This is a genomic window from Ponticoccus litoralis, from assembly GCF_039769985.1.
Classification (GTDB): domain Bacteria; phylum Pseudomonadota; class Alphaproteobacteria; order Rhodobacterales; family Rhodobacteraceae; genus Ponticoccus; species Ponticoccus litoralis.
The window spans coordinates 1,989,763-2,015,166 of sequence record NZ_JBDNCH010000002.1 but is presented as its reverse complement, the minus strand read 5'-3'; the positions used below and the strand labels follow the sequence as shown (position 1 = coordinate 2,015,166).

The 25,404-nt window shown below is 68.1% G+C and carries 17 protein-coding genes and 5 pseudogenes; 9 read left to right on the top strand and 13 right to left on the bottom strand.

Annotation, left to right across the window (positions count from 1 at the left end):
• The first annotated feature begins 23 nt into the window (after nt 1-23).
• Both ABFB10_RS10875 and ABFB10_RS10870 read left to right on the top strand, forming a co-directional pair.
• Nucleotides 24-1,031 (top strand): ribose-phosphate pyrophosphokinase, encoded by a 1,008-nt coding sequence (locus ABFB10_RS10875; protein WP_347166541.1) that lies wholly within the window; start codon nt 24-26, stop codon nt 1,029-1,031.
• Nucleotides 1,028-1,414, top strand: a complete 387-nt coding sequence (locus ABFB10_RS10870; protein ID WP_347166540.1) for a VOC family protein — start codon at nt 1,028-1,030, stop codon at nt 1,412-1,414. The genes ABFB10_RS10875 and ABFB10_RS10870 overlap by 4 nt, the downstream gene beginning before the upstream one ends.
• 125 nt (nt 1,415-1,539) lie before the next feature.
• On the opposite strand, the gene ABFB10_RS10865 is transcribed toward ABFB10_RS10870, so the two are convergent.
• From ABFB10_RS10865 to ABFB10_RS10830, 8 genes and pseudogenes are all read right to left on the bottom strand, one after another.
• On the bottom strand, nt 1,540-1,890 hold the full coding sequence (locus ABFB10_RS10865) for an H-type lectin domain-containing protein (RefSeq protein WP_347166539.1): 351 nt from the start codon (nt 1,888-1,890) through the stop codon (nt 1,540-1,542).
• A gap of 121 nt (nt 1,891-2,011) precedes the next feature.
• Nucleotides 2,012-2,656 carry a MarC family protein gene (locus ABFB10_RS10860; protein WP_347166538.1) on the bottom strand — a complete coding sequence of 215 codons (645 nt, stop codon included), beginning with the start codon at nt 2,654-2,656 and terminating at the stop codon, nt 2,012-2,014.
• Nucleotides 2,657-2,942: 286 nt separating this feature from the next.
• Nucleotides 2,943-3,377, bottom strand: coding sequence for a F0F1 ATP synthase subunit epsilon (locus tag ABFB10_RS10855; protein WP_347166537.1), 435 nt, complete (start codon nt 3,375-3,377; stop codon nt 2,943-2,945).
• Nucleotides 3,378-3,469: 92 nt separating this feature from the next.
• A pseudogene (atpD, locus tag ABFB10_RS10850) lies at nt 3,470-4,892 on the bottom strand (F0F1 ATP synthase subunit beta).
• A 19-nt stretch (nt 4,893-4,911) separates the two neighbouring features.
• Nucleotides 4,912-5,793 carry a F0F1 ATP synthase subunit gamma gene (locus tag ABFB10_RS10845; protein WP_206563085.1) on the bottom strand — a complete coding sequence of 294 codons (882 nt, stop codon included), beginning with the start codon at nt 5,791-5,793 and terminating at the stop codon, nt 4,912-4,914.
• An 11-nt stretch (nt 5,794-5,804) separates the two neighbouring features.
• Nucleotides 5,805-7,343 (bottom strand): F0F1 ATP synthase subunit alpha, encoded by a 1,539-nt coding sequence (gene atpA, locus ABFB10_RS10840; protein WP_347166536.1) that lies wholly within the window; start codon nt 7,341-7,343, stop codon nt 5,805-5,807.
• Nucleotides 7,344-7,910: a F0F1 ATP synthase subunit delta gene (locus ABFB10_RS10835; RefSeq protein ID WP_347167996.1), complete on the bottom strand. Its 567-nt coding sequence runs from the start codon at nt 7,908-7,910 to the stop codon at nt 7,344-7,346.
• 368 nt (nt 7,911-8,278) lie between these two features.
• Nucleotides 8,279-9,031 (bottom strand): class I SAM-dependent methyltransferase, encoded by a 753-nt coding sequence (locus ABFB10_RS10830; protein ID WP_347166535.1) that lies wholly within the window; start codon nt 9,029-9,031, stop codon nt 8,279-8,281.
• A 62-nt stretch (nt 9,032-9,093) separates the two neighbouring features.
• On the opposite strand from ABFB10_RS10830, the gene gloB reads away from it, so the two are divergent.
• Both gloB and clpA read left to right on the top strand, forming a co-directional pair.
• The gene (gloB, locus tag ABFB10_RS10825; protein ID WP_347166534.1) at nt 9,094-9,855 is read left to right on the top strand and encodes a hydroxyacylglutathione hydrolase; all 762 of its coding nucleotides are present in this window, start codon (nt 9,094-9,096) and stop codon (nt 9,853-9,855) included.
• 149 nt (nt 9,856-10,004) lie between these two features.
• A pseudogene (gene clpA, locus ABFB10_RS10820) lies at nt 10,005-12,336 on the top strand (ATP-dependent Clp protease ATP-binding subunit ClpA).
• Nucleotides 12,337-12,534: 198 nt separating this feature from the next.
• On the opposite strand, the pseudogene ABFB10_RS24090 reads toward clpA, so the two are convergent.
• From ABFB10_RS24090 to ABFB10_RS10800, 3 genes and pseudogenes are all read right to left on the bottom strand, one after another.
• Nucleotides 12,535-13,085, bottom strand: a pseudogene (locus ABFB10_RS24090) (OmpA family protein); the annotation flags it as partial.
• 2,275 nt (nt 13,086-15,360) lie between these two features.
• A complete protein-coding gene (locus ABFB10_RS10805; protein ID WP_347166531.1) occupies nt 15,361-16,536 on the bottom strand; it encodes a biopolymer transporter ExbB in 1,176 nt (391 codons plus the stop codon).
• Nucleotides 16,537-16,666: 130 nt separating this feature from the next.
• On the bottom strand, nt 16,667-17,200 hold the full coding sequence (locus ABFB10_RS10800) for a gamma-glutamylcyclotransferase (protein WP_347166530.1): 534 nt from the start codon (nt 17,198-17,200) through the stop codon (nt 16,667-16,669).
• A 65-nt stretch (nt 17,201-17,265) separates the two neighbouring features.
• Here ABFB10_RS10800 and ABFB10_RS10795 point away from each other — a divergent pair, with 65 nt between their 5' ends.
• Complete coding sequence (locus tag ABFB10_RS10795) at nt 17,266-18,234, top strand: DUF2125 domain-containing protein (RefSeq protein ID WP_347166529.1); 969 nt, start codon at nt 17,266-17,268, stop codon at nt 18,232-18,234.
• A gap of 232 nt (nt 18,235-18,466) precedes the next feature.
• On the opposite strand, the gene panC is transcribed toward ABFB10_RS10795, so the two are convergent.
• A complete protein-coding gene (gene panC / locus ABFB10_RS10790; RefSeq protein WP_347167995.1) occupies nt 18,467-19,336 on the bottom strand; it encodes a pantoate--beta-alanine ligase in 870 nt (289 codons plus the stop codon).
• Nucleotides 19,336-20,168, bottom strand: a pseudogene (gene panB / locus ABFB10_RS10785) (3-methyl-2-oxobutanoate hydroxymethyltransferase). Before panB ends, panC begins: the two are co-directional and overlap by 1 nt.
• 148 nt (nt 20,169-20,316) lie before the next feature.
• Between panB and ABFB10_RS10780 the strand changes: the two are divergent.
• The 4 genes and pseudogenes from ABFB10_RS10780 (at nt 20,317) to ABFB10_RS10765 (ending at nt 25,374) form a co-directional block, all read left to right on the top strand.
• Entirely contained in the window at nt 20,317-21,786 is a 1,470-nt protein-coding gene (locus tag ABFB10_RS10780; RefSeq protein WP_347166528.1) for an ABC transporter substrate-binding protein, read from the top strand.
• Nucleotides 21,787-22,046: 260 nt separating this feature from the next.
• On the top strand, nt 22,047-22,991 hold the full coding sequence (locus tag ABFB10_RS10775) for an ABC transporter permease (protein ID WP_347166527.1): 945 nt from the start codon (nt 22,047-22,049) through the stop codon (nt 22,989-22,991).
• A complete protein-coding gene (locus ABFB10_RS10770; RefSeq protein WP_347166526.1) occupies nt 22,988-23,803 on the top strand; it encodes an ABC transporter permease in 816 nt (271 codons plus the stop codon). The genes ABFB10_RS10775 and ABFB10_RS10770 overlap by 4 nt, the downstream gene beginning before the upstream one ends.
• Nucleotides 23,800-25,374: pseudogene (locus ABFB10_RS10765) on the top strand (ABC transporter ATP-binding protein). The gene ABFB10_RS10770 and the pseudogene ABFB10_RS10765 overlap by 4 nt, the downstream one beginning before the upstream one ends.
• The last annotated feature ends 30 nt before the right edge of the window (nt 25,375-25,404 follow it).

The window sequence follows — 25,404 nt, the reverse complement described above, 5'->3', positions numbered from 1 at the left end:
CGTCACTCACCGGAGCCCCTCCTATGCCCACCGTCATCGAACCCAAGCTGATTTCCGGCAATGCCAACAAGCCGCTTGCCCAGGCCATCGCGCGGCGGATGTCGCTGTATCGTGGCATGTCCGTGGGTCTGGTGGACGCCCGGGTCGAGCGGTTCAACGACAGCGAGATCTTCGTCGAGGTCTACGAGAACGTGCGCGGCGAGGACATGTTCATCATCCAGCCGACCTCGAACCCCGCCAACGACAACCTGATGGAACTGCTGATCATGGCCGACGCGCTGCGCCGGTCCTCGGCGGCGCGGATCACCGCGGTAATCCCCTACTTCGGCTATGCCCGGCAGGACCGTCGCACCAAGGCGCGCACGCCGATCTCCGCAAAGCTGGTGGCCAACATGATGGTCACCGCCGGGATCGAGCGGGTGCTGACGCTGGACCTGCACGCGGCGCAGATCCAGGGCTTCTTCGATATCCCGGTCGACAACCTATACGCCTCGCCGATCTTCGCGCTGGACGTACAGAAGCAGTTCGACGACCTGTCGGACGTGCTGGTGATCTCGCCCGACGTGGGCGGCGTGGCCCGCGCGCGCGAACTGGCCAAGCGGATCAACGCGCCGCTGGCCATCGTCGACAAGCGCCGCGAGAAGCCGGGCGAAGTGGCCGAGATGACGGTGATCGGCGATGTGACCGGCAAGCGCTGCATCATCGTGGACGACATGTGCGACACGGCGGGCACGCTCTGCAAGGCGGCAGAGGTCATCATGGACCACGGCGCGACCGAGGTGCATGCCTATATCTCGCACGGGGTCATGTCGGGCCCGGCGGTCGAGCGGATCACGAAATCGGTGCTCAAGACGCTGGTGCTGACCGATTCGATCCAGCCCACCGGGCCGGTCTCGGACGCGCCGAACATCCGCGTGCTGCCGACCGCGCCGATGTTCGCGCAGTCGATCCTGAACATCTGGAACGGCACCTCCGTGTCTTCCCTCTTCGAGACGGAAACGCTGGGACCGATCTACGAAGGCATCCTGTGACACCCGGGCTGCGCGTCGCCCGCCCGTCGGCGGATCTGGACGCGCTGCTGCCCTTCTACGTCGAAGGGCTGGGGCTGGAGGTGCTGACGCGCTTCACAGGGCACGACGGCTTTGACGGACTGATGCTGGGGCATGCAAAGGCGCCCCGGCACCTGGAGTTCACCCGCTCGGAGCACCCTGCCCCACGCGTGCCAAGCCGCGACAACCTGCTGGTGCTGTACCTGCCCGATGGGGCCGAATGGCGGGCCGCCGTTGCGCGGATGCGGGCGGCGGGCTTTGCCCCGGTCGCCGCGCTCAACCCCTATTGGGATCGGCAGGGCGCGACCTTCGAAGACCCCGAAGGCTGGCGCGTGGTCTTGCAGAACGATGGCTGGGACCTGTGACCGCGACGCGCGGGCGGGCGGCGGCTTAAGGGGCTTCGGGTCCACCGGGCGGCGCGCAGACCCGGCCCCCGAGCATTCCCGGGGCATCTCCAGTCTAAGAAACGGCGCGCCAGACCTGAGATGCTCTAGTAGAGCGTCCAGTCGTCCTCTGACGCGACTTCCCCGATGGCCAGCCAGTTCATGCGCACCCGGGCGACGCGGGTGTCCGACCAGGTGCGGAAGGCAAGGTCGAATCCGGTTGTGGTGACGTTCTCGGCGGCGATATCGGCGCGCACGTTGGCGCCCTGATCCATGTCCCACAGCGACAGCGCGACCTGCACGGCGGGCGGTGTGCGGAAGGGTTCGGCGAAGCGGATCGCCTTGCGCCGTTCCCGTGCGCCCGAGCCGGTCCACATCTCGCCGCCAGAGGCAAAATCCGAGAACAGTTCCTCGTTGCCCTGTGCGACCCCGATCAGCGCGCCCGTGAATTTCCGCATCTGCCCCTCTTGGCCGTTTTCCTGCCTATAGCCCATGCAACCCGGGCGTGCAGCCCTTAAAGCAGCGGGCCCAGGCCATGGCATCCGGAACCCATATCGCGCTTCGGCTCAGGCCCCGCGGCTACAGCGGCCCGCTGCTGCCGTCGACCGACAGCACGCCCACCGCGTTCAGGCCGCCGAGAATGGCGTCGACCGCGACGGTGGCCAGGATGATGCCCATGACCCGGCTGACAACGCCCGCGCCGGTATTGCCCAGCACGCGCTTCAGCGGCGCGGCGGCCAGCAGCAGCAGCAGCGTCAGGACCAGCACCAGCGTCAGCAGGCCCGCCGTGACCAGTTGCTCGGATACGGAATGGCGGTGGTTGTCGGTCAGCACCACGATGGCCAGCATGGCACCGGGCGAGGCGATCGAGGGCATCGCCAGCGGGAAGACCGCGCCCGAGAGGTGATCGCGTTCCGCCTCTGCCATTTCGCGCTCGGGCTTACTATCGCCGAAGATCATGGTCAGCGCGAAGAGGAACAGGATCACCCCGCCCGCGATCTGGAACGACCCGAAGCGCAGGCCAAGCCCTTCCAGCAGGATCTGCCCCCCGACCAGGAAGGCCATGAGCACGATCCACGCGACGATCACCGCGCGCAGGGCGAACTTCCAGTGCAGCGCCGCCGGGACCGAGGCGGTGGCGAAATAGAACACCGGCAAAGAGCCGATCGGGTCGATGACCACGAACAACGTCACGAGTTCACGCAGAAGGGCAGTGAGGTCCAAGGGCGCAATCCTTGCGTCAGAAGGCCGATTCAGGGGGTGCGTCCGTGGTAACGCGGGACGCCTATGGATGAAATGGGTTATGCTGGCAAAGTTGGCAAGAGCGGCGAAGGGCCGCTGCCGCGCGGGGCGTCTTGCCCCGCAGGGAAACGGCGCGCCTGCCGGTACGCCCCGGTGGGCGTTCCCCGGCGCGGGCCAGCGGGGACCAAGCCGGACACGCCCGCCCGGAACGCGAAAGCCCCGCCGAAGGGGCGGGGCTTTCAGAAAGTCTTGTGGTCCGGCTTAGCCGTCAGATCGACGGCTGTTTCGGATCCAGACCGATGTGCGTGCCGACGGCAACCATGTCCATCAGCAGCTTCACCGCTTCGTCGACGGGGCCCGGCTCGTTCGGGAAGGCCTCTTTGGTCTTCTCGTAGGCGGCGTGGGCCTCGTCCACCATGGACTCGTAGGTGGCCTGATCCACGTCGCCACGCGGCAGGGCGCGTTCGGCGAGAACCGAAAGCGAGTCACCGATCTCGGCGAAACCGCCGGTCACGACGAACTCTTCGGTGCCGTTTTCGGTCTCCACGGTCAGGATGCCCGGACGCAGCGTGGTGATCGTCGGCGCGTGGTTCGGCATGGCGGTCATGTCGCCAGCCGCTCCGGGGATCTGCACCGATTTGACCTGCGCCGAGAGCAGCTTGCGCTCGGGCGAGACGAGGTCGAATTGCATCGTATCTGCCATGTGAACTCCTTGGTCGTGCGCGGCGGGTCAGGCCCGCCCCGCACGGTATGGCAGGCGCGGGACGGGTCCGTGACCCACCCCGCTGCCCGGGTTTACGCGGCTTCGGCGGCCAGCTTCTCGGCCTTGGCCTTCACTTCCTCGATGCCGCCGACCATGTAGAAGGCCGCCTCGGGGAGGTGGTCGTATTCACCGGCCACAACAGCCTTGAACGACGAGATCGTGTCTTCCAGCGGGACCTGAACGCCGTCCGAGCCGGTGAAGACCTTTGCCACGTCGAAGGGCTGCGACAGGAAGCGCTGGATCTTGCGGGCACGGGCCACGGTCAGCTTGTCCTCTTCGGACAGTTCGTCCATCCCGAGGATGGCGATGATGTCCTGAAGCGACTTGTAGCGCTGCAGGATCCCCTGCACGTCGCGCGCCACCTGATAGTGCTCTTCACCGACGATCTGCGGGTCCATGAGACGCGAGGACGAGTCCAGCGGGTCCACGGCCGGGTAGATGCCCAGCTCCGAAATCGCACGCGACAGAACGGTCGTGGCGTCGAGGTGGGCGAAGGTCGTGGCAGGCGCCGGGTCGGTCAGGTCGTCCGCGGGAACGTAGACGGCACTGGATCGAGGTGATCGAGCCGTTCTTCGTCGAGGTGATGCGTTCCTGCATCGCGCCCATGTCGGTGGCCAGCGTCGGCTGGTAGCCCACCGCCGAAGGGATACGGCCCAGAAGTGCGGACACCTCGGAACCGGCCTGCGTGAAGCGGAAGATGTTGTCCACGAAGAACAGAACGTCGGTACCGGACTGGTCGCGGAACTGTTCGGCCAGCGTCAGGCCGGTCAGGGCGACACGGGCACGCGCACCCGGAGGCTCGTTCATCTGACCGTAAACAAGCGCCACCTGGCTCTCCGCCAGGTTGTCGGGCTTGATGACGTTGGATTCGATCATCTCGTGGTAGAGGTCGTTGCCCTCACGGGTCCGTTCACCAACACCGGCGAACACGGAGAAGCCCGAGTGCACCTTTGCGATGTTGTTGATCAGTTCCATGATGAGAACGGTCTTGCCCACGCCGGCACCGCCGAAGAGGCCGATCTTGCCGCCCTTCGAGTAGGGGGCCAGCAGGTCGACGACCTTGATGCCGGTCACGAGGATCTCGGACTCGGTCGACTGCTCCTGGAAGGCGGGGGCAGGTGCGTGGATCGGGCGGTACTCGTCCGCGCTGATCGGCTCGCCCTCGTCCACCGGCTCGCCGATGACGTTGAGAATGCGGCCCAGCGTGGCGTTGCCGACCGGCACCGAGATCGGCGCGCCGGTGTCGACCACTTCCTGACCACGGACCAGACCTTCGGTCGCGTCCATGGCGATGGTGCGGACGGTGTTCTCGCCGAGGTGCTGAGCGACTTCGAGCACCAGCTTCTTGCCGTTGTTCTCGGTGTTCAGCGCGTTGAGGATTTCCGGCAGGTGGTCGTCGAACTGCACGTCGACCACGGCGCCAATCACCTGGGTGATCTTGCCTTGTGCTGTCATGGGTTTCGTCTCCGGTTCCTTAGAGCGCCTCGGCGCCCGAAATGATTTCGATCAGCTCGTTGGTGATGACGGCCTGACGCGAACGGTTGTACTCGATCGTCAGCTTGTCGATCATGTCGCCGGCGTTGCGGGTCGCGTTGTCCATGGCGGACATCCGCGCGCCCTGCTCCGAGGCGGCGTTTTCCAGCAGAGCCGCGAAGATCTGCGTTGCCACTCCGCGCGGCAGCAGGTCCGCGAGGATCGCCTCTTCGTCGGGTTCGTAGTCGTAGAGCGTCGATGCGCCCTCTTCCTCGGAACCGGTCGACTCGTAGGCGGCGGGCACGATCTGCAGGGCCGTCGGGTCCTGGCTGATGACCGAGTTGAACTTGGCGAAGAAGATCGTCGCCACGTCGAACTCACCGGCATCGAAGCGGCCCAGCACGTCGCGCGCGATGTCCTGCGCGTTGTTGTAGCCCAGACGCTTGACCTCGGACAGGTCAACGTGACCCACGAAGAGGTCGCCGTTGTCCCGCTTCAGCTGCTCGCGGCCCTTCTTGCCGACGGTGAGGATCTTCACCGTCTTGCCTTCGCCTTTCAGCTTGGCAATGCGCGCGCGGGCCAGTTTCACGATGTTCGAGTTGAAGCCGCCGCACAGCCCGCGTTCGGCGGTCATGACCACCAGCAGGTGCACGTCGTCCTTGCCGGTCCCCGCCAGAAGGCGGGGCGCCGACGCGCTGTCTCCGACCGAGGCGGCAAGCGACGCCATCACACCGTTGAAGCGTTCCGCGTAGGGGCGGGCCGCTTCGGCCGCATCCTGGGCGCGGCGCAGTTTTGCGGCCGCGACCATCTGCATGGCCTTGGTGATCTTGCGGGTCGACTTGACCGACGCGATCCTGTTTTTCAGGTCCTTGAGGTTGGGCATGTTTCCCCCTCTTACGCGAAGTTCTTGGCGAATTCGTCGATGGCTGCCTTGAGCTTGTCGGCTGCGTCACCCTTGATCTTGGGATCTTCGTTGGTGATCCAGTCCATGATGTCGGACTTGTTGGTGTGCATGAAGCTCAGCAGTTCGGATTCGAAGCGCTTCACGTCCGACAGCGGCAGCTTGTCGAGGAAGCCGTTGGTGCCCGCGAAGATGACCACGACGATCTCGGCGTTGGTCAGCGGCGAGTACTGCGGCTGCTTCATCAGCTCGGTCAGGCGCGAACCACGGGCCAGCAGGCGCTGGGTGGCGGCGTCGAGGTCCGAACCGAACTGGGCGAAGGCCGCCATCTCGCGGTACTGGGCGAGCGACAGTTTCACCGGACCGGCAACCGAGGACATCGCCTTGGTCTGGGCCGAGGAGCCCACGCGCGAAACCGACAGACCGGTGTTCACGGCGGGGCGGATGCCCTGGTAGAACAGTTCGGTTTCAAGGAAGATCTGGCCGTCGGTGATCGAGATCACGTTGGTCGGAATGAAGGCCGACACGTCGCCGCCCTGCGTTTCGATGATCGGCAGGGCCGTCAGCGAGCCCGCACCGTTGTCCTCGTTCAGCTTGGCCGAACGCTCCAGCAGGCGCGAGTGAAGGTAGAAAACGTCGCCCGGGTAGGCTTCGCGGCCCGGCGGGCGGCGCAGCAGCAGGGACATCTGGCGGTAGGACACGGCCTGCTTGGACAGGTCATCGTAGATGATCAGCGCGTGCTTGCCGTTGTCGCGGAAGTACTCGGCCATGGCGGTCGCGGCGTAGGGCGCCGGGAACTGCATGGGGGCCGGGTCCGAGGCGGTTGCCGCCACGACGATCGAGTATTCGATGGCGCCGGTCTCTTCGAGCTTCTTCACCAGCTGCGCCACGGTCGAGCGCTTCTGGCCGATGGCGACATAGACGCAGAACAGCTTCTTGCTTTCGTCGTCGCCGGCGGCATCGTTGTAGGACTTCTGGTTCAGGATGGTGTCCAGCGCCAGCGCGGTCTTGCCGGTCTGACGGTCACCGATGATCAGCTCGCGCTGGCCGCGGCCAACCGGGATCATGGCGTCGACGGCCTTCAGGCCGGTCGCCATGGGCTCGTGCACGGATTTACGCGGGATGATGCCCGGTGCCTTGACGTCGGCGATCCGGCGCTCTTCGAACTGGATCGGGCCCTTGCCGTCCAGCGGGTTGCCCAGACCGTCGACGACGCGACCCAGCAGGCCGGGGCCCGCGGGAACGTCCACGATCGAGTTCGTGCGCTTGACGGTGTCGCCTTCCTTGATGTCCCGGTCGGAGCCGAAGATCACGATACCGACGTTGTCGGTCTCGAGGTTCAGCGCCATCCCCATGATGCCACCCGGGAACTCGACCATTTCACCCGCCTGGATGTTGTCGAGGCCGTGGACGCGGGCGATGCCGTCACCCACCGAGAGCACGCGACCGATCTCGGCGACTTCGGCTTCCTCGCCGAAGTTCTTGATCTGGTCCTTCAGGATCGCGGAGATTTCCGCTGCTTGGATACCCATTTATCCGACCTCTTTCATTGCATTCTGGAGGGAGTTGAGCTTCGAGCGGATCGAGGTGTCGATCATCTTCGAGCCCACCTTGACGACAAGACCGCCGATGAGGCTTTCATCGACGGTCGTATTGATCTTCACGTCCTTGCCGAACTTGGACTTGATGGTGTCGGCCAGCTGCTGGCGCTGCGCGGCGCTCAGCTCGGTCGCCGAGGTCACCTCCGCGGTCACTTCGCCCTTGGCGTCGGCAATCATGGCGCGCAGGCGCGTCACCATATGCGGCACCACGAAGAGGCGGCGCTTGGATGCCATCAGGCCCAGCGTGTTCCGCAGCACGGTGGTCAGGCCCATCTTCTCCGCGACGGCGGTGATGGCGGCCTGCTGCTCGGCGCGCGAGTAAGCGGGGTTGGCCAGCAGATCGCGCAGCTCGGGGCTGTCGGCGATTGCGGCAGAAAGATCGTCGAGATTGGACTCGAGCGCGGCAAGCTCGTTATTTTCTTTCACGATCTCGAAGACGGCAGTGGCATAGCGTTCGGCTATGCCAGAGGAAATCGATGCTGATTCAGACACGTCCACCCTTCCGATATGCGGCCCCCGTGACGCGGGGCGATGCTGCCGGGCGTCCGAGGGCATGTGCTGACCTTGATTGGTGCCAAGGCTTATGGATCGCGGCGGATGTAGCAGAGCCTCCCGAACCTCGCAACATCTTCAAGAACAAATACCGTTGGCGGTAAACGTCCGATTTTCAGGGGGTTGCGGCGGGTGCGACCATCTGCGCCCAAAGTAAAGGCATGAAAAATGTCACTTTTCCGCAGCTTTCCGCGATTCCCCTCTCTGCGGCGGGCCAAAGACGGCCCGATTTGCCCCCGGGCGGGTCGATCCGGCCCCTGCACGGGATCGCCCGCGCGGCCCCCGGAACGCCGGTTTTCGCGCCGTTTCGGCGGTCAGACCGGCTTGGCGCGGCCGGCGGTGGGCTTCGGGGTCAGCACGTCCAGCGGGTTCAGGACGCGGGCGGCCCGTCCGACACCGCGCCGCGTCGGCGGATGCTTCTTCGAGGCCAGCACCATCATCACGCCGCCCGCCATGACCGCCGGGATCGCGCGGCCCACCTTCTCCCAGACCGGGCCGGTCTTCATCCAGAACCGCCGGGTAGAGGGCGGCTGGAACAGCACCGAAACCTGCGCTTCGGGCACGAAGTCGTGGCGCTTCAGCTGCGCTTCGAGCTGGCCCAGCGAATAGGGCCTGCCGTAGCCGAAGGGCGTCCAGTCGGCCCGCGCCCACAGGCCGGTGCGGTTGGGCACGACAAAGACCGCCTCGCCGCCCGGACCCAGCACGCGGTAGGCCTCGTCCAGAAGCTCCGAGGGCCGCTCCGAGGTCTCCAGCCCGTGCATCACCACCAGCCGGTCCACATGCCCGGTTTCCAGCGGCCAGAGCGTTTCCTCGCAGAGCACCGACACGTTCGGCAGACCGGCGGGCCAGGACATGACCCCCTGCGGCGCGGGCATCAACCCGATCACCCGGCGCGATTCCGTCAGGTAGGGGCGCAGCAGCGGCGTGGCGAAACCGTAGCCCACCACCGTGTGCCCCTTTGCCACCGGCCAGAAGGTCTCTAGCTGATCGCGCACGATTTTCTGCGCGGCGCGCCCCAGCGCGCTGCGGTAATAGAAATCGCGCAACACCTGCACATCCAGATGCATTGCTGTCTCCCGGTGGATGCGTCAGTCTGGCCGCATCCTGTCAAAGCCTTGAAGGAAATGCCATGGCCCTCGAGATCGTCACCGTCCCCTGTCTCTCGGACAACTACGCCTATATCGCCAAGGGCCCGGACGGTGTCTGCCTGATCGACGCCCCCGAGGCCGGGCCGATCATCGACGCGCTGGACCGGCGCGGCTGGTCGCTGGGCACGATCCTGATCACCCACCACCACCCCGACCACGTACAGGGCGTCGAGGAGTTGCGCGCCAGATACGGCTGCAAGGTCATGGGTCCGCGCGCCGAAGAACACAAGCTGCCGCCGCTGGACATGGCGCTGGAGGAAGGCATGAACGGCGGCGAGGGCGTGGGCTACACCGAGCCGCTGCACGTGCCCGGCCATACGCTGGGGCACATGGCCTTCCATTTCCCGCGCGCCAAGGCGGTCTTTACCGCCGACAGCCTGATGGCTTTGGGCTGCGGTCGGCTGTTCGAGGGCACGCCCGAAATGATGTGGGACAGCCTGTCCAAGCTGGCCGCCCTGCCGCCCGAGACCATGGTCTACTCGGGCCACGAATACACCACCTCGAACGCGGCCTTCGCGTTGACCATTGAACCCGGCAACAATGCGCTTATCTCTCGTGCAGAGGCGATCGCGAAGGCCCGCGCCAAGGGCGAGCCAACCGCCCAGGTTCCACTGTCCCTTGAACTTGACACGAACCCCTTCCTGCGCGCCGGTCATCCGGACGTCAAAGCCGCCGTCGGCATGCCCGATGCCAGCGACGTTCAGGTGTTTGCCGAAATCCGGAAACGGAAGGACAACTTCTGACCAACCTCACGGCAGGTTGCGGTGCTTTGGTGATTTGTGATGTGGGTCATTCCAGAAAAAACTTGAAGACTGGCCCTAATCGACCAAACCTTAACCCTATGAGGCAATGCTGATCCTCAGGGAACAGCGCAGACAAGAGGAGCACTCCCGTGCCGTCATTTTCGAACACTCTTGAGCAGGCCATTCACTCTGCGCTGGCGCTGGCCAACTCGCGCAGCCACGAATTCGCAACGCTGGAACACCTGCTTCTGGCGCTGATCGACGAACCGGACGCCGCCCGGGTGATGAAGGCCTGTTCCGTCGACACCGAAGAGTTGCGCGGCACCCTCGTCGATTTCATCGACGAAGACCTGTCCAACCTCGTGACCGACATCGAAGGGTCAGAGGCGGTGCCCACCGCCGCCTTCCAGCGCGTCATCCAGCGCGCCGCGATCCACGTGCAGTCCTCTGGCCGGACCGAGGTGACGGGCGCCAATGTGCTGGTCGCCATGTTCGCCGAGCGCGAGTCGAACGCCGCCTACTTCCTTCAGGAACAGGACATGACCCGCTACGACGCGGTGAACTTCATCGCCCACGGCGTGGCCAAGAACCCCGCCTATGGCGAGGCGCGCCCGGTGCAGGGCTCGACCGACGCGGAGGAAGACGCGCAACCGGCAGAGGCCGCGGCCCCCGGCAGCGACAAGGAATCGGCCCCGGGCAAGTACTGCGTGGATCTGAACGCGAAGGCGGAGAAGGGCGAGGTCGATCCGTTGATCGAGCCGCGCGCTCGAGGTCGAGCGCTGCATCCAGGTGCTGTGCCGCCGCCGCAAGAACAACCCGCTTCTGGTGGGCGACCCGGGCGTCGGCAAGACCGCCATCGCCGAGGGGCTGGCCCGCAAGATCGTCACCGGCGAGGTACCCGAGGTGCTGTCGCAGACCACGATCTACTCGCTCGACATGGGCGCGCTGCTGGCTGGCACCCGCTACCGCGGCGATTTCGAAGAGCGGCTGAAGGCCGTGGTGACAGAGCTTGAGGAACACCCCGACGCGGTGCTCTTCATCGACGAGATCCACACCGTGATCGGCGCCGGCGCGACCTCTGGCGGCGCCATGGATGCGTCGAACCTGCTGAAGCCCGCGCTTCAGGGCGGCAAGCTGCGCACCATGGGCTCGACCACCTACAAGGAGTTCCGCCAGCACTTCGAGAAGGACCGCGCCCTGTCGCGCCGTTTCCAGAAGATCGACGTGAACGAGCCGACGGTCGAGGACACGATCAAGATCCTCAAGGGCCTGAAGCCCTATTTCGAGGATCACCACGGCGTGAAATACACCGCCGAGGCGGTGAAGACCGCGGTGGAGCTTTCGGCGCGCTACATCAACGACCGCAAGCTGCCGGACAAGGCCATCGACGTCATCGACGAGGCCGGTGCGGCCCAGCATCTGGTTGTCGAAAGCAAGCGCCGCAAGACCATCGGCACCAAGGAGATCGAGGCCGTCGTGGCCAAGATCGCCCGCATTCCGCCGAAGAACGTGTCCAAGGACGACGCAGAGGTGCTGAAGGATCTCGAGGTCACGCTGAAGCGCGTGGTCTTCGGGCAGGATCCGGCGATCACCGCCCTGTCCAGCGCGATCAAGCTGGCCCGCGCCGGTCTGCGCGAGCCCGAGAAGCCCATCGGCAACTACCTGTTTGCGGGTCCGACCGGCGTCGGCAAGACCGAGGTGGCCAAGCAGCTGGCCTCCACCACGGGGGTTGAACTGCTGCGCTTCGACATGTCCGAGTACATGGAGAAGCACGCCGTCAGCCGCCTGATCGGTGCGCCTCCGGGCTATGTCGGTTTCGACCAGGGCGGCCAGCTGACCGATGGCGTGGACCAGCATCCGCACTGCGTGCTCCTGCTCGACGAGATCGAGAAGGCGCACCCGGACGTGTTCAACATCCTGTTGCAGGTGATGGACCACGGCACGCTGACCGATCACAACGGGCGGTCCGTGGATTTCCGCAACGTGATCCTGATCATGACCTCGAACGCGGGCGCCGCCGACATGGCCAAGGCCGCCATCGGCTTCGGTCGCGACCGCCGCGAGGGCGAGGATACCGCCGCCATCGAGCGGACCTTCACGCCGGAATTCCGCAACCGTCTGGACGCGGTGATCAGCTTCCAGCCGCTGCCCAAGGACACGATCCTGCAGGTGGTCGAGAAGTTCGTGCTGCAACTCGAAGCGCAGCTGATGGACCGCAACGTGACCATCGAACTGACCAAACCGGCGGCCGAATGGCTGGCCGAGCGCGGCTACGACGAGAAGATGGGCGCCCGCCCGCTGGGCCGCGTGATCGAGGAAAACATCAAGAAGCCGCTGGCAGAGGAACTGCTCTTCGGCAAGCTGACCAAGGGCGGCGTCGTCAAGGTTGCCGTCAAGGACGGCGAGCTGGTGCTGAACCTAGAAGGACCGGACAACCCGCGCCTCAGCTCGAAGAAGCCACCGCTGCTGACGGCGGACTGATCCCGACCTTTTCAGAAAGGGGCGCCTTCCGGGGCGCCCCTTTTCCTTTGCGGCGACTTCCTTTGCGGCGACGCTGTCACGCTGCCCGCAGAGGTCCGCGAAACAGGGGCCCCTGCGCCGCGCCCTGCCCTGCCGTGCCCACGCCGCCGCCCTGCCCTGCCCGCCGGCAGGCAAGAACCCGGGCCGGTCCGCGTTCTGTCAGCGTTCTGTCAGCTTCAACTCGATCCTGCGGTTCTGGGCGCGGGCCCCGGCACTGCTGCCCTCGGCCACCGGCTGCCACTGGCCAAAGCCGTTCGCCGCCAGCCGACGCGGGTCGATGCCGTAGCTGTCGATCATGTCGCGCACCACCGACAGGGCGCGCGCCTGCGACAGCTCCCAGTTGTCACTGGAAATCGCCACCGGGGCGCAGGGGAAGGTCGTCCGTATGGCCGTCGACCCGGATCACCCAATCGATGCCCTCGGGGATGTCAGAGGCGATGGCACGCAGGATATTCGCCACCTTGGCAATCTCGCGCCGCCCCGCCGCGGACAGGTCGGCAGAGCCCTGCTCAAACAGCACCTCGGAGGAAAACACGAAGCGGTCGCCACTGGATCTGCAGGCCCTCGCGGTCGCCCACCACCTCGCGCAGCCGCCCGAAGAACTCCGAGCGATAGCGTTCGAGGTCGCGCTTTTCCTCTTCCAGCCGCCGGGCACGTTCCTCTTCCAGCTGGCGGCGGCGGCGCTCTTCCTGTGCGACGCGGGCAATGGCCGCGTTCAGTTCCGACCCGAGGTTCTCCAGCCGCACCTTGGCAGCCGCGTCGCGGGCCTGCGCATCGTCCAGAAGCGCCTGCAACTGGCCAAGCTGGCCGCGCAGTTCCGACACGTTCCGGTTCAGCGCCTCGACCTGCAACTCCGCCTTGGTCGCGCGTTCGGAGGATTGCGCCAGCTTCTCGCGCGCCTCTGCCAGCAACACCTGCCGCGCCTCGGCGCGCTCCAGCCGGTCTTCGGCGGCGACCTCTGCCGCCTTCTGCGCGGCCAGCGCGGCGGTCAGGTCGTCGCGCACGGTCTGGGCATCGGTTTCGGCGGCCAGCCGCGCCGCAAGGGCCGAGGCAAGCTGTTCCTCCAATGACCGGCTGTCGTCGGCATTGGCGCTGGCGCGGGCCTCGGCCTCGGCCAGGCGCTGGCGCAGGTCGGCCACCAGCCCGTCGCGCCGCGCGTCGCGATCGCGCAGGCCGTCGACCTCTTCCTGCAGCTCGGCCAGCCGTGTGCGCGAAGCCTCCAGCGCGGACTTCACCGCCTCCTGTTCCGCCTCGGCGCCCCCCATGCGGGCAAGATCGGTAGAGCAGCGCGTCGTTCTGCGCCTGCAGCCGTTCGATCCGCGCGCCGCGATCCTCGGCCCGCTTCTGCGTGGCGTCGAGCTGCGCGCGCAGACGGGCCGCCTCGCCGCGCAGCGCCTCTATGCGGTCGCTTTGCGCACCCTCGCGGTCGTCACCCGCGGAAAGCTGCGCGGTCAGCCCCGCGATCCTGTCCTGCGCGGTCTCGGCCTCGGCGCGGGCATCGGCCAGCGCGCCGCGCACCACGCCCAACTGGCTGTCCAGCCGGTCGCGCTCTGCCCTCAGGTCCTCCAGCAGGGTGGCGCGGTCAGCGGCCTGTCCCTCGGCGTTCGACAGGCGGGTGACAAGCGCCGCGTTGCGGGCGCGCAAGGCCTCCAGTTCGGTCTCCAGCGCCTCTGCCTCGGCAATCCGCGCCAGGACCTGCGCCAGTTGCGCCGAAAGGTCGGTCAGCCGGGTTTCGCGCGATTCCGCATCGGTGCGCAGGGCGGCCAGATCGCGCTCGGACGCCGCCCGCGCGCGGGTCTCGGCGGCAAGCTCGGCCTCGACGGCGCGCTGTCCGGCGCGGGCCGCTTCCAGTTCCGAGCGCAGGTCCGACATCCGCTCATCCGCCACCGCCCCTTCGGAGCGGGCATCGGCCAGCGTGGCCTCCAGCGTGATGATCCGGGCGGTCGCCCCGTCCAGTTGCGTCTGAAGGTCCTGCGCCTCGGCCTCGCCCTCCTCCAGCGTATCCGCCAGCCGGGCATTGGCCTCGGCCTCGGCACGGCGGGCCTGGGCCAGCTCTGCCTCCAGTGCGTCGATGCGCGATTGCAGGGCGGTGCCCTCCTGCTGGCCCGCCAGAAGCGCGGCGGCCAGCTGCGCATTCAGGTCGTCCTCGGCCTCGCGGGCGGCGGCCAGCAGGGTCAGCGTCTCTTCCGCCCGCGCCCGCTCTTCCTCCAGCGCCATGGTCATGGCGGTCAGTTCGGCATTCGCGTCCTGAAGCCTTGCGCGCAGGGCCTTGGCGGCCTCGGCCTCGGCCAGCCGCTGCGCTTCCTCCTCGGTCAGGTCGGCCTGAAGGTCATCGACCTCTGCACTCAACGCGCCGATGCGGGCCTCGCGGTCGGCGTTCCGGGCGCGCAGGTCGGCAACCAGCGCATCCAGCGCCTTGCGGCGCGCGGCGGCAAGGGCCGCGGCCTCTTCCTGCGCGTCGATTTCCCCCTGTGCCTGCTCCAACGCCGCATTCAGCGAGTCGCGCTCGGTGGCCAGCGCATCGCGGGCGGCGGCGGCATCGGCAAGGTCGGCCTGCGCGCTGTCGCGTTCCACCAGCAGGGCCGCGACGCGGGCCTCGTAGTCGTCGATCCGCGCCGAGGCCGCATCCAGTTCCGCCGCCTGCCGGTCGCGCGTCGCGGTCAGCGCGGCGATCAGGCTTTCGGCCTCGGTCAGCCGCGTGTCGCGGTCGTCCAGCGTCGATTGCAGGCTGCCCAGTTCCGAGCTCAGCGCGGAATTGCGCCGTTCCTGCACGCCCAGCGCCTCTGCCAGAGCGGCCAGTTCGTCGGACAGGGAATTCAGCTCGTTTTCCTGCCCCGAGATCGTCTCGTTCAGGACGAACTGGATCACCATGAAGATCGACAGCACGAAGGTCAGGACCAGCAGCAGCCCTGTCATCGCATCGACGAAGCCCGGCCAGATATTGGCCTGAAAGCGCGCGCCGGTGCGTCGGGACAGGGCCATGGCCTACCCCTCTCCGCGGGGACGCATGTTCCGGGTGACCCCCAGCGCGCGCGTCAGCGCCGCGATGTCGGTGCGCAGTTCGGCCATGCTTTCCTGCCGGTAGGCGCTGATTTCCTCGAGGATGCGCAGCATCTGCACATCGATGGACCGCAGGCGCATGCGGCTTTCCGCATCCAGCCCCTCGGTCGATTCCTTCTCGCGGATGGCATCGGCAAGGTTTTCCTGCCCGTCCGCGATCCGCGCCAGAGAGGCGGCAGAGGGCGCGGTCGCCTCGATCCGCTCGGTCAGGCGCTCGACGCTGTCGGCCAGCTGGGCAAGCCGTTCGTCAACCTCGGCCCGGCCCTGCTGGCTTTCGACGAACAGCGATTGCAGGCGTTCCATCTGCTCGGCCATCTGGTCCAGCACGATGCCCGCCGCGCCAAGATCCGGCCCCTCGGTATCGGACGAAAAGCCCAGCTTGGTGATCGAGGACAGCCATTCCTCCAGCTCGCGGTAGAACCGGTTCTGCCCGTGACCGGCGAACAGTTCCAGAAGGCCCACGACCAGCGAACAGGCAAGGCCCAGCAGCGACGAGGCGAAGGCCACGCCCATGCCGCCAAGCTGGCTTTCCAGCCCGGTCATCAGGCGCCCGAAGACCGCAACGCCGCTTTCGCCCTCTGACGGCGCCAGCGACTGGATGGTTTCGACCAGCGCGGGGACGGTGGTCGCCAGCCCGTAGAAGGTGCCCAGAAGGCCAAGGAAGATCAGCAGCGAGACGATGTAGCGCGTGACGTCGCGCGCCTCGTCGATGCGGGTGGCGACGGAATCGAGGATCGACCGGGTCGAGGTGGTGTTGATCTGCATCCGCTTGTCGCGGCGCCGCCCCAGCAGGGCCGCCAGCGGCGCCAGCATGGTCGGCGCCTCGGCCCGCACGCCCTGATCGCCCTTGGCGGTGAAGCGCTCGATCCAGCGGACCGAATGGATCAGCTGCACGACCTGCCAGAAGCAGGCCAGCACACCCAGGGCGAAGACGAAGAGGATGAAGCCGTTCAGGTAGGGGTTCGCTTCAAAGACCGGCAGCACGCTGGGCAGGGCAAGGAAGGCGCCAAGACCCGACAGCCCGATCACGGCCAGCATCAGGACGACCTGGCGCACGGGTTGGCTGAAATGCGGCGCGGCCTCGCGGTCGGGCAGGTCCATCGCGTCCCTAGTCCTGTGGTTTCGCTGTCTCATCCCTACGGGTTTGGCACCGCAGAGCCAAGGCGTTATGCGGATCTCCGCCCCGCCAGCGGGCAGATGCCGCGAATTTGATACAGCCCCTGCGCGGCGCTCAGCCCGGGGCGGTCAGGGCGCGCACCTCGCGCACCAGCCAGCGCAGGTCGGCATCCGGCACGCCCATCTCTTCCAGGTGCTGCGCGGTGTTGTAGAGGTATTCGGTATTCGGCCCGCGCCCGCCGTGGGCGCGCGCGATCAGCCGCGCCTGTTCCTCCAGCGGCAGATCGCAATATTGCACGTGATGCGGGTCGATCACATAGGCCACCGCCTCGACCCGCCGCCGGTCGTTCAGCGCCAGCGGCACGGTTTGCTCCAGATAGGCCGAGGAAACCAGTTCGCGGTCGCGCAGGTAGGCCAGCGCCTCGGCCTCGGTTCCGGCTTCGGCGCGCAGGGCAAGGCCGTCGCAATGCTCGCCCTCGTGCGGGTCAAGCGCCAGCACCAGGCCCGGCTGGGCCTCCGTGCCCCGGTGGTGGATCGAATACATGCAGAAACTGCGGCGAAAGCCGTGCAGCCGCGCGGGCACGGTCTCGGCCACGGCAAAGCCGGGGTTCCACAAGAGAGAGGCGTATCCGAACACCCAAAGCGTCATGGCTGGTCCTTTCCGGGTGCCGCCTGTAAACACCAGACCGTGCGGCAGCGAAAGGGGCGCAGGGCATGAAACGGCTGATCGGCGCTTGTCTTCTGGCGGCCCTGGGCTGGGCGGGCTTCTGGTTCTGGCAGGCCTCGGCGATCCGCGCCGACCTGCGCGGCTGGTTCGAGGCGCGCGCCGAAGAAGGCTGGCAGGCGGACTACGCCGCGATCCGCGTGCGCGGCTTTCCCAGCCGCCTCGACGTGACCATCGAGGAACCGCGCCTGGGCAACCCCGAAACCGGCTTCGGCTGGCAGGCGCCCTTCCTGCAGATCCTCGGGCTGACCTATCAGCCCGGCCACCACATCCTGGCCTTTGCCGACGAACAGCGCTGGCAGACGCCCGACGGCCCCGTGACGGTGACCTCCCAGGGCCTGCGCGCCTCGGTGATCCACGATCCCGCCGACGGGGCGCTGCTGCGCGCCAATGCCGAGGCCGAGGTGCTGAACATCGCCGGGCCGGAGACGGCGCTTGCGCTGGCCGGGCTGACCGCCGGCCTGCACCGGGCCGAAAGCCCGACGGACCAGCGCCTCGCCATCCAGGTGGAAAGCGTCGCAGGCCGCGACGGCCCGCTCACCGACGGCAGGCTCGAGGCGGTCGCGGTTCAGGCCCTGCTGAACTTCGCAGAGCCGCTGCGGCTGGCCGACCTCGCCGGGCCTGCGCCGATGCCGCGCGCGATCGACCTCGCCCGGGCCGAATACCGGGTCGAGGGGCTCGAACTGCACGCCGCCGGACACGTCACCGTGGACGATGCGGGCCGCCTCGACGGCACCATGACGCTGCGCGCGGTGAACTGGCGCAGCCTCATCGACCGCGCCCGCGCGGCGGGGATGCTGCCCGACAGCTTCACCGATGCCGTCGAGGACGCCCTGTCCCTCGCCGCAGGCCTGTCCGGGCGCCCCGACACGCTCGACATTCCGCTGACCATCGACCGGGGCCAGATGCGCTTCGGCATGATCCCTCTCGGCCCCGCCCCGCGCCTGCGTCGGGACTGACCCGAGGCGCACCCGCCACCGCAGGCGCGCACCGGTCCATGCCCGGTGTCCCGGGCCCCGGCGACAGACCACGCCCGGCTTCTTTGGTCCGAAAATACCCTTGGGGGGCGAGCGCAGCGAGCGGGGCAAAGCCCCCTGTCATGCAAGGCATGACAAACAAGACAAAGGGTTCGAGGGGGCCGGGGGGCAAGGCCCCCGGCCGGTCGCCCCGCTGCAGGCGGGGCGAAACCGCTCAGACCGCGATATTGTCGATCAGGCGCACCCCCGCCAGCCAGGCCGCGGCCAGCAGCCGCGCCTCGCGCCCGGGCCTCTCCAGCACCGACAGGTCGTCGCAGGCCCGCAGGTCGATGTAATCGACCTCGGTGAAGCCCGCCGCCAGCATCCGCGCCCGGGCAGCCTCTGCCAGCGCCGGGGCCTTGCCTCCGGCGCGCAGCCCCTCGGCCATTTCCTGCAGGGCGGCGTGCAACGCCAGGGCCACGGCGCGCGCACGATCCGACAGCAGCAGGTTGCGCGAGGACATGGCCAGGCCGTCCTCTTCCCGCATTGTCGGACAGCCCAGCACCTCGACCTCCAGATCCAGATCGCGGACCATCCGGCGGATCACCTGCAACTGCTGGAAATCCTTCTCACCGAAGAAGGCCCGGTCCGCCCGGGTCTGGGTGAAGAGCTTCGTCACCACCGTGGCCACCCCGTCGAAATGCCCGGGCCGGTGCGCGCCGCACAGGACATCGGTCAGCCCCGCCACGGAGACCGTGGTGCAGAAGCCCTGCGGGTAGATCTCGGACACCGGCGGCGCATAGATCGCATCGACCCGGCAGCGCGCCAGCGTCTCGGCGTCCCGCTCTTCGGTGCGCGGATAGTTTTCGAGGTCCGTGGGGCTGTTGAACTGCGCCGGGTTCACGAAGATCGTCACCACCACGCGGTCGCAGCTGGCCTCTGCTGCGCGGACAAGGCTCAGGTGCCCCTCGTGCAGGGCGCCCATGGTCGGCACCAGGCCCACGACCTCTCCGGCTGCCTGCCAGCGGCCCACCGCCTCGCGCAGGGCCGCCTTCGACCGCAGCACCGGGGGCCGCGCCTGCCCGACGATCCTTGCCCCTGCCATCATGCCCCGCCCTCCGGCGCCTTGTCCGAGAACACATGCTCTGCCGCCGGGAACTCGCGCGCCCGCACCGCCGCCGCGTACTCGGCAATCGCCGCCTCGGCCTGCTCGCCCAGCGTGGCGAAGCGTTTCACGAACTTGGCCTTGAAGGCGGTGAACAGCCCCAGCATGTCGTCAACCACGAGGATCTGCCCGTCACAGCCCGCCGAGGCGCCGATGCCGATGGTCGGGATCGCCACCTCTGCGGTGATGCGGTCGGCCAGCCGCTCGGGCACCTTCTCCAGCACCAGGGCAAAGGCGCCGGCCTGCGCCACCGCGCGGGCATCGGCCATCATCTGCGCGGCATCCTCGCCGCGCCCCTGCACCCTGTAGCCGCCCAGCGTGTGGATCGCCTGCGGCGTCAGGCCGATATGCGCCATGACCGGCACGCCGCGCTGGGTCAGAAAGGCGATGGTCTCGGCCATCTGCATCCCGCCTTCCAGCTTCACCGCGCCCGCCCCGGTCTCGCGCATCAGCCGCGCGGCGTTGCGAAAGGCCTGCTGGGGGCTTTCCTCGTAGGCGCCGAAGGGCAGGTCGACGACCATCATCGCCCGGCTCAGGCCGCGCCGCACCGCCTGCCCGTGCAGGATCATCATCTCCATCGTCACATCCAGCGTCGAGGTCAGCCCGTGCAGCACCATGCCGACGCTGTCGCCGACCAGCACGAAATCCACATGGGCATCCATGAACTGTGCCATCGGCGTCGTATAGGCCGTCAGGCTGACGAGGGGTGCGCCCCCTTGCGGGCCCGGATATCCATGGGCATCGGGGCCGTCTTCCTTGCCGTCGCACTCATTGCCGCCTCCTCCGCGCAATAATGTTGCGCGGAAATAGCAGATGCTGCGGCGCGGCGCCAGTGGCCGATTGTGGCCGCCCCGCCCCGGCACCTTGAAGCGGCCCGGGAAACCGGCGACAGTCGGGCGGACCGCAACAGGAGTTCCGCCATGCCCCTCCGTGCCGCCCTTGCCTCTCTGGCGCTTGCCGCCACCGCAGCCAGTGCCCAGCAGACCGACCTGACCATCGCCCTGCAGCTGGAGCCGCCGCATCTCGACCCGACCTCCGCCGCCGCGGGCGCCATCGATTCGGTGCTTTATGCCAATGTCTTCGAGGGGCTGACCCGTTTCACCGAAACCGGCGAGGTGGTGCCCGCGCTGGCCAAGAGCTGGGAGATTTCCGAGGACGGGCTGACCTATACCTTCACCCTGCAAGAGGGCGTGACCTTCCACGACGGCACCGAATTCGACGCCGAGGACGTGGTCTTTACCCTCGACCGCGCGCGCGCCGAGGACAGCACCAACGCGCAGAAGGCGCTGTACGAGGGGATCGACAGCGTCACCGCCACCGGCCCCGATACCGTGGCCATTGCGCTGCGCGAGCCCGACGGCGCGCTGCTGTTCAACCTCGCATGGGGCGACGCGGTGATCGTCGCGCCCGAAAGCATCGACGGCATCAAGCAGACGCCCGTGGGCACCGGCCCCTTCCTGTTCCGCGACTGGGTGCAGGGCGACAGCATCACGCTGGTCGCATACGAGGGCTACTGGGGCGAGAAACCGGCCCTGTCAGAGGCGACCTTCAAGTTCATCTCGGACCCAACGGCGGCTTTCGCCGCGATGATGGCGCAGGACATCGACGCCTTCGCGGGCTTCCCCGCCCCCGAGAACATCCCGCAATTTCAGGCGGATCCGCGCTTTCAGGTGCTGCTGGGTTCGACCGAGGGCGAGACCATCCTTGCCATGAACAACGCCAAGGCGCCGCTGGATGACCCCAAGGTGCGCGCGGCCATTTCCCACGCCATCGACCGGCAGGCGATCATCGACGGCGCCATGTTCGGCCTTGGCACGCCCATCGGCACGCATTTCGCCCCGCACAACCCGGATTACGTCGACCTGACGGCAGGCTCCGCCTACGACCCGGAAGAGGCAAAGCGCCTTCTGGCCGAGGCCGGGATCGCCGAGGGGCTGACCCTGACGCTGAAACTGCCGCCGCCCTCCTACGCGCGCCGGGGCGGAGAGATCATTGCCGCGCAGCTGCGGCAGGTCGGGATCGAGACGCAGATCACCAATGTCGAATGGGCGCAGTGGCTGGAAGAGGTGTTTCGCGGCAAGGACTTCGACCTGACCATCGTCAGCCATACGGAGCCGATGGACATCAACATCTATGGCCGCGAGGATTATTACTTCTCTTACGCCCGCCCCGAGTTCCGGCAGCTCATGGCCGATCTGACCGCCACGGCGGATCCGGACGAACGCTCTGCCCTGCTGAAGCAGGCGCAGGAGATGATCGCAGAGGACCACGTCAACGCCTATCTCTTCCAGCTGTCCTTCCCGACGGTGGCGGACGCGCGGCTTCAGGGCCTCTGGCAGAACCAGCCGACGCAGGCGACCGACCTGACCGGGGTCAGCTGGGCCGAGTGATCGGCCCGGACGCTCCGGCGCATCGATCCCTGCGGCGCCCTGCCGGGGCGGGGCGCCTCGCCCCCGCCTCTCGCACCGCGACGGTGGCGAGGGCGCGCCGGCCCGACAGCGGCCCGATCCTGGCAGCGTGACGGCCCGCAGGGCGGGCCTGCGGCCCACCGCCCGCCGTGGGCCCGCAGCGACCGGCCCCGCGCCAGCCATGCGTGACATCGCCGCGCGGCTGTGGTTCAAGCGGCATCGGAACGCCTGAACGGGACGCCATGCTGACCTACTTGACCCGCCGTCTTGTCTCGCTGATCCTCAGCCTTGCGGTCGCCTCGGTGGTCATCTTCCTCGCCATCGAGGTCGTGCCGGGCGATCCCGCCGCCTACATGCTGGGCATGAACGCGCAGCCCGACACGGTCGCCGCGCTGCGGGCCGAGCTGGGGCTCGATCAGGGGCGGCTGGCGCGCTACCTGTCCTGGGTCACGGGCATGCTGGGCGGAGACTTCGGCACCTCCTACACCTACCGCACGCCGGTCGCCGGGATGATCGCCGACCGGCTCTGGGTCTCGCTGCCGCTGACGCTTTATGCGCTGGCGCTGGCGGTTCTGATGGCGCTGCCCGCGGGCATCCTTGCCGCCGCGCGCCGGGGGCGGGGCGCCGACATGAGCGTGCTGGCCGCCACGCAGGTCGGCATCGCGGTGCCCAACTTCTGGTTCGCCATGCTGCTGGTGCTGGGCTTCGCCATCACCTGGCGGCTGTTCCCCTCGGGCGGTTTCCCGGGCTGGGACGATCCCCTGCAGGCGCTGCGCGCCCTGACCCTGCCCGCCGTGGCACTGGCGCTGCCGCAGGCGGCAATCCTGACCCGCGTCCTGCGCTCCTCGCTGATCGACACGCTGGGCGAGGATTACATCCGCACCGCCCGCGCCAAGGGGCTGTCGCCCTTTCAGGCTCTGTGGCGGCACGGGCTGCGCAATGCCCTGATCCCGGTGCTGACGCTGATCGGCCTGCAATTCTCGTTCCTGCTGGCGGGGGCCATCATCATCGAACAGGTCTTCTACCTGCCCGGCCTCGGGCGGCTGATCTTTCAGGCCATCGGCCAGCGCGACCTGATCGTGGTGGAAAGCACCGTGATGCTGCTGGTCTTCGCGGTCATCGCCGTGACCTTCCTGACCGACCTCGCCTATGCGGTGGCCGATCCCCGGCTGAGGCGGCGGCGATGAACCGCCCGCTGATCCTTGGCGCCGCGATCACCGCGGTCTTTCTTGCCGCCGCGGCGCTGTCCTTCGTCTGGACGCCCGGAGACGTCACGACCATGGCGATCCCCGACCGGCTTCTGCCGCCCTCGGGCACGCATTGGCTGGGCACGGACCATTTCGGGCGGGACATCCTGTCGATGCTGATGGTCGGCGCGCGGACCACCATCGCCGTGGCGCTGGTGGCGGTGGGCATCGGCATGGGCCTCGGCGTGCCCTTGGGCCTGACGGCGGCAGCCCATGCCGGCGGCTGGCTGGACGAGGTGATCTCGCGCTCGGCAGATCTGGTCTTTGCCTTCCCCAGCCTCGTGATCGCGATCCTGATCACCGCCACCTTCGGCCCCGGCGCCGTCAACGCGATCATCGCCATCGGCATCTTCAACGTGCCGGTCTTTGCCCGGCTGACGCGCGGCGCCGCCATGGGGCTTTGGCAGCGCGACTTCGTCAAGGCGGCGCGGCTCTCGGGCAAGCGCGGCGCGCGCATCGGGGCGGAGCACATCCTGCCCAACCTGATGAACCTGCTGATCGTGCAGGGCACCATCCAGTTCTCGCTGGGCATTCTGGCCGAGGCGGGGCTGTCCTACGTCGGCCTTGGCGCGCAGCCGCCGGTGCCCAGCTGGGGGCGGATGCTGGCGGATGCGCAGACGCTGGTCTCGCTGGCACCGCATGTGGCGGTGGTGCCGGGGCTGACGATCATGGCCATGGTGCTGGGGCTGAACCTCTTGGGCGACGGGCTGCGCGACGCGCTGGACCCCCGAATGCGGGCGCTGCGGGCATGACGCTGTTGCAGGTGCAGGGCCTGTCGGTGCGCTTTGGCGGCACGGCGGCGGTCGACGGGGTGAACCTGACGCTGGCCGAGGGCGAGACGCTGGCGCTGACCGGCGAGATCCGGTTCCGGCAAGAGCCTGACGGCGCTGGCGGTCATGGGCCTGCTGCCGCCGGTAGCAGAGGCCGGGGGCGCGGTGCTGTTCCGGGGCCGCGATCTGCGCGGCCTGCCGGACCGGCACATGCGCGCCCTGCGCGGGTCGGAGATCGGGCTGGTCTTTCAGGAGCCGATGAGCGCGCTGAACCCGGTGCAGACCATCGGCGACCAGATCGAAGAGGTGCTGCGCCTGCCCCGCCCCGGCCATGTGCCGCCCCGGCGCGCCGAGGCCCGGGCCCGGGTGCGCGCCCTGCTCGACCGCGTCGGCCTGTCGGTGCCGCCCTCGCGCTATCCGCACGAGCTGTCGGGCGGTCAGCGGCAGCGTGTCGTCATCGCCATGGCGGTGGCCAACCGCCCGCGCCTGCTGATCGCCGACGAGCCGACCACGGCGCTGGACGTCACCACGCAGGCGCAGATCCTCGACCTGCTGAAGTCGCTGACCCGCTCCGAGGGCATGGCGCTTCTGATGATCACCCACGATCTTGCCGTCGTGGCCGGAATGGCCAACCGCATCGCCGTCATGCAGGCCGGGCGCGTGGTCGAACAGGGACCGGCCGCCACGCTTCTGGCCGCGCCGCGCCATCCCTACACGCAGGCCCTTCTGGCGGCCTCGACCCATACGGCCACGCTGCCGCCACCGCGCCCCGGGGCGCCCTTCCTGCGGCTGGACCGGGTATCCTGCCACTACCGGCTGCCGCGCCCGCACCCGCTGGCCCGCGCCCCGGTGTTCGAGGCGGTCCGTTCGGTCTCGCTGACGCTGCATGCGGGCGAGCGGGTCGGTCTGGTGGGCGAATCCGGTTGCGGCAAGTCCACCCTCGCCCGCGCCATCCTGGGGCTGGAGCCGACGGCAGAGGGCCGGATCGCGCTGGCGGATGGCGATCCGCACCGGCACCGGCGCATTCAGGCGGTGTTTCAGGACCCCTACGGCTCTTTCAACCCGCGCCACCGGGTCGCGCGGCTGCTGGGCGAGCCCTTTCACCTGCGCCGCACCCCGCCCCGGGGCGAGGCCCGGCATCAGGCGCTGGCCGAGGCGCTGACGGTACCGTGGGCCTGTCGCCGGATATGCTGGGCCGCCACATCCATGCCTTCTCGGGCGGGCAGCGGCAGCGCCTTGCCATCGCCCGCGCGCTGATGATCCGCCCCGAGATGATCGTCTTCGACGAGGCGGTCTCGGCGCTGGACGTGCGGGTGCGGGCGCAGATCCTCGACCTGCTGGCGGCGCTGGCCGGGACAACCGGGCTGGGCTGGCTGTTCATCAGCCACGACCTGTCGGTGGTGCGCGCCATCTGCGACCGGGTTCTGGTGATGCGGGCCGGGCAGATCGTCGAGGACGGCCCGGCAGAGCAGGTCTTTTCCGACCCGCAGCACCCCTACACCCGCGCCCTTCTGGCCGCCACGCCGCGCCTGCCGGGGCGCCGGGCGGACTGATCGTCTGCACCGTGGGGGGCTTGCGGCAGG

Excerpts from the sequence above, each read along its gene's own strand:
- ABFB10_RS10875 (WP_347166541.1), top strand. The coding sequence starts at position 24 with ATGCCCACCGTCATCGAACCCAAGCTGATTTCCGGCAATGCCAACAAG.
- ABFB10_RS10865 (WP_347166539.1), bottom strand. The coding sequence starts at position 1,890 with ATGCGGAAATTCACGGGCGCGCTGATCGGGGTCGCACAGGGCAACGAG.
- ABFB10_RS10855 (WP_347166537.1), bottom strand. The coding sequence starts at position 3,377 with ATGGCAGATACGATGCAATTCGACCTCGTCTCGCCCGAGCGCAAGCTG.
- ABFB10_RS10845 (WP_206563085.1), bottom strand. The coding sequence starts at position 5,793 with ATGCCCAACCTCAAGGACCTGAAAAACAGGATCGCGTCGGTCAAGTCG.
- atpA (WP_347166536.1), bottom strand. The coding sequence starts at position 7,343 with ATGGGTATCCAAGCAGCGGAAATCTCCGCGATCCTGAAGGACCAGATC.
- ABFB10_RS10830 (WP_347166535.1), bottom strand. The coding sequence starts at position 9,031 with ATGCATCTGGATGTGCAGGTGTTGCGCGATTTCTATTACCGCAGCGCG.
- gloB (WP_347166534.1), top strand. The coding sequence starts at position 9,094 with ATGGCCCTCGAGATCGTCACCGTCCCCTGTCTCTCGGACAACTACGCC.
- ABFB10_RS10805 (WP_347166531.1), bottom strand. The coding sequence starts at position 16,536 with ATGGACCTGCCCGACCGCGAGGCCGCGCCGCATTTCAGCCAACCCGTG.
- ABFB10_RS10800 (WP_347166530.1), bottom strand. The coding sequence starts at position 17,200 with ATGACGCTTTGGGTGTTCGGATACGCCTCTCTCTTGTGGAACCCCGGC.
- ABFB10_RS10795 (WP_347166529.1), top strand. The coding sequence starts at position 17,266 with ATGAAACGGCTGATCGGCGCTTGTCTTCTGGCGGCCCTGGGCTGGGCG.
- panC (WP_347167995.1), bottom strand. The coding sequence starts at position 19,336 with ATGGCAGGGGCAAGGATCGTCGGGCAGGCGCGGCCCCCGGTGCTGCGG.
- ABFB10_RS10780 (WP_347166528.1), top strand. The coding sequence starts at position 20,317 with ATGCCCCTCCGTGCCGCCCTTGCCTCTCTGGCGCTTGCCGCCACCGCA.
- ABFB10_RS10775 (WP_347166527.1), top strand. The coding sequence starts at position 22,047 with ATGCTGACCTACTTGACCCGCCGTCTTGTCTCGCTGATCCTCAGCCTT.
- ABFB10_RS10770 (WP_347166526.1), top strand. The coding sequence starts at position 22,988 with ATGAACCGCCCGCTGATCCTTGGCGCCGCGATCACCGCGGTCTTTCTT.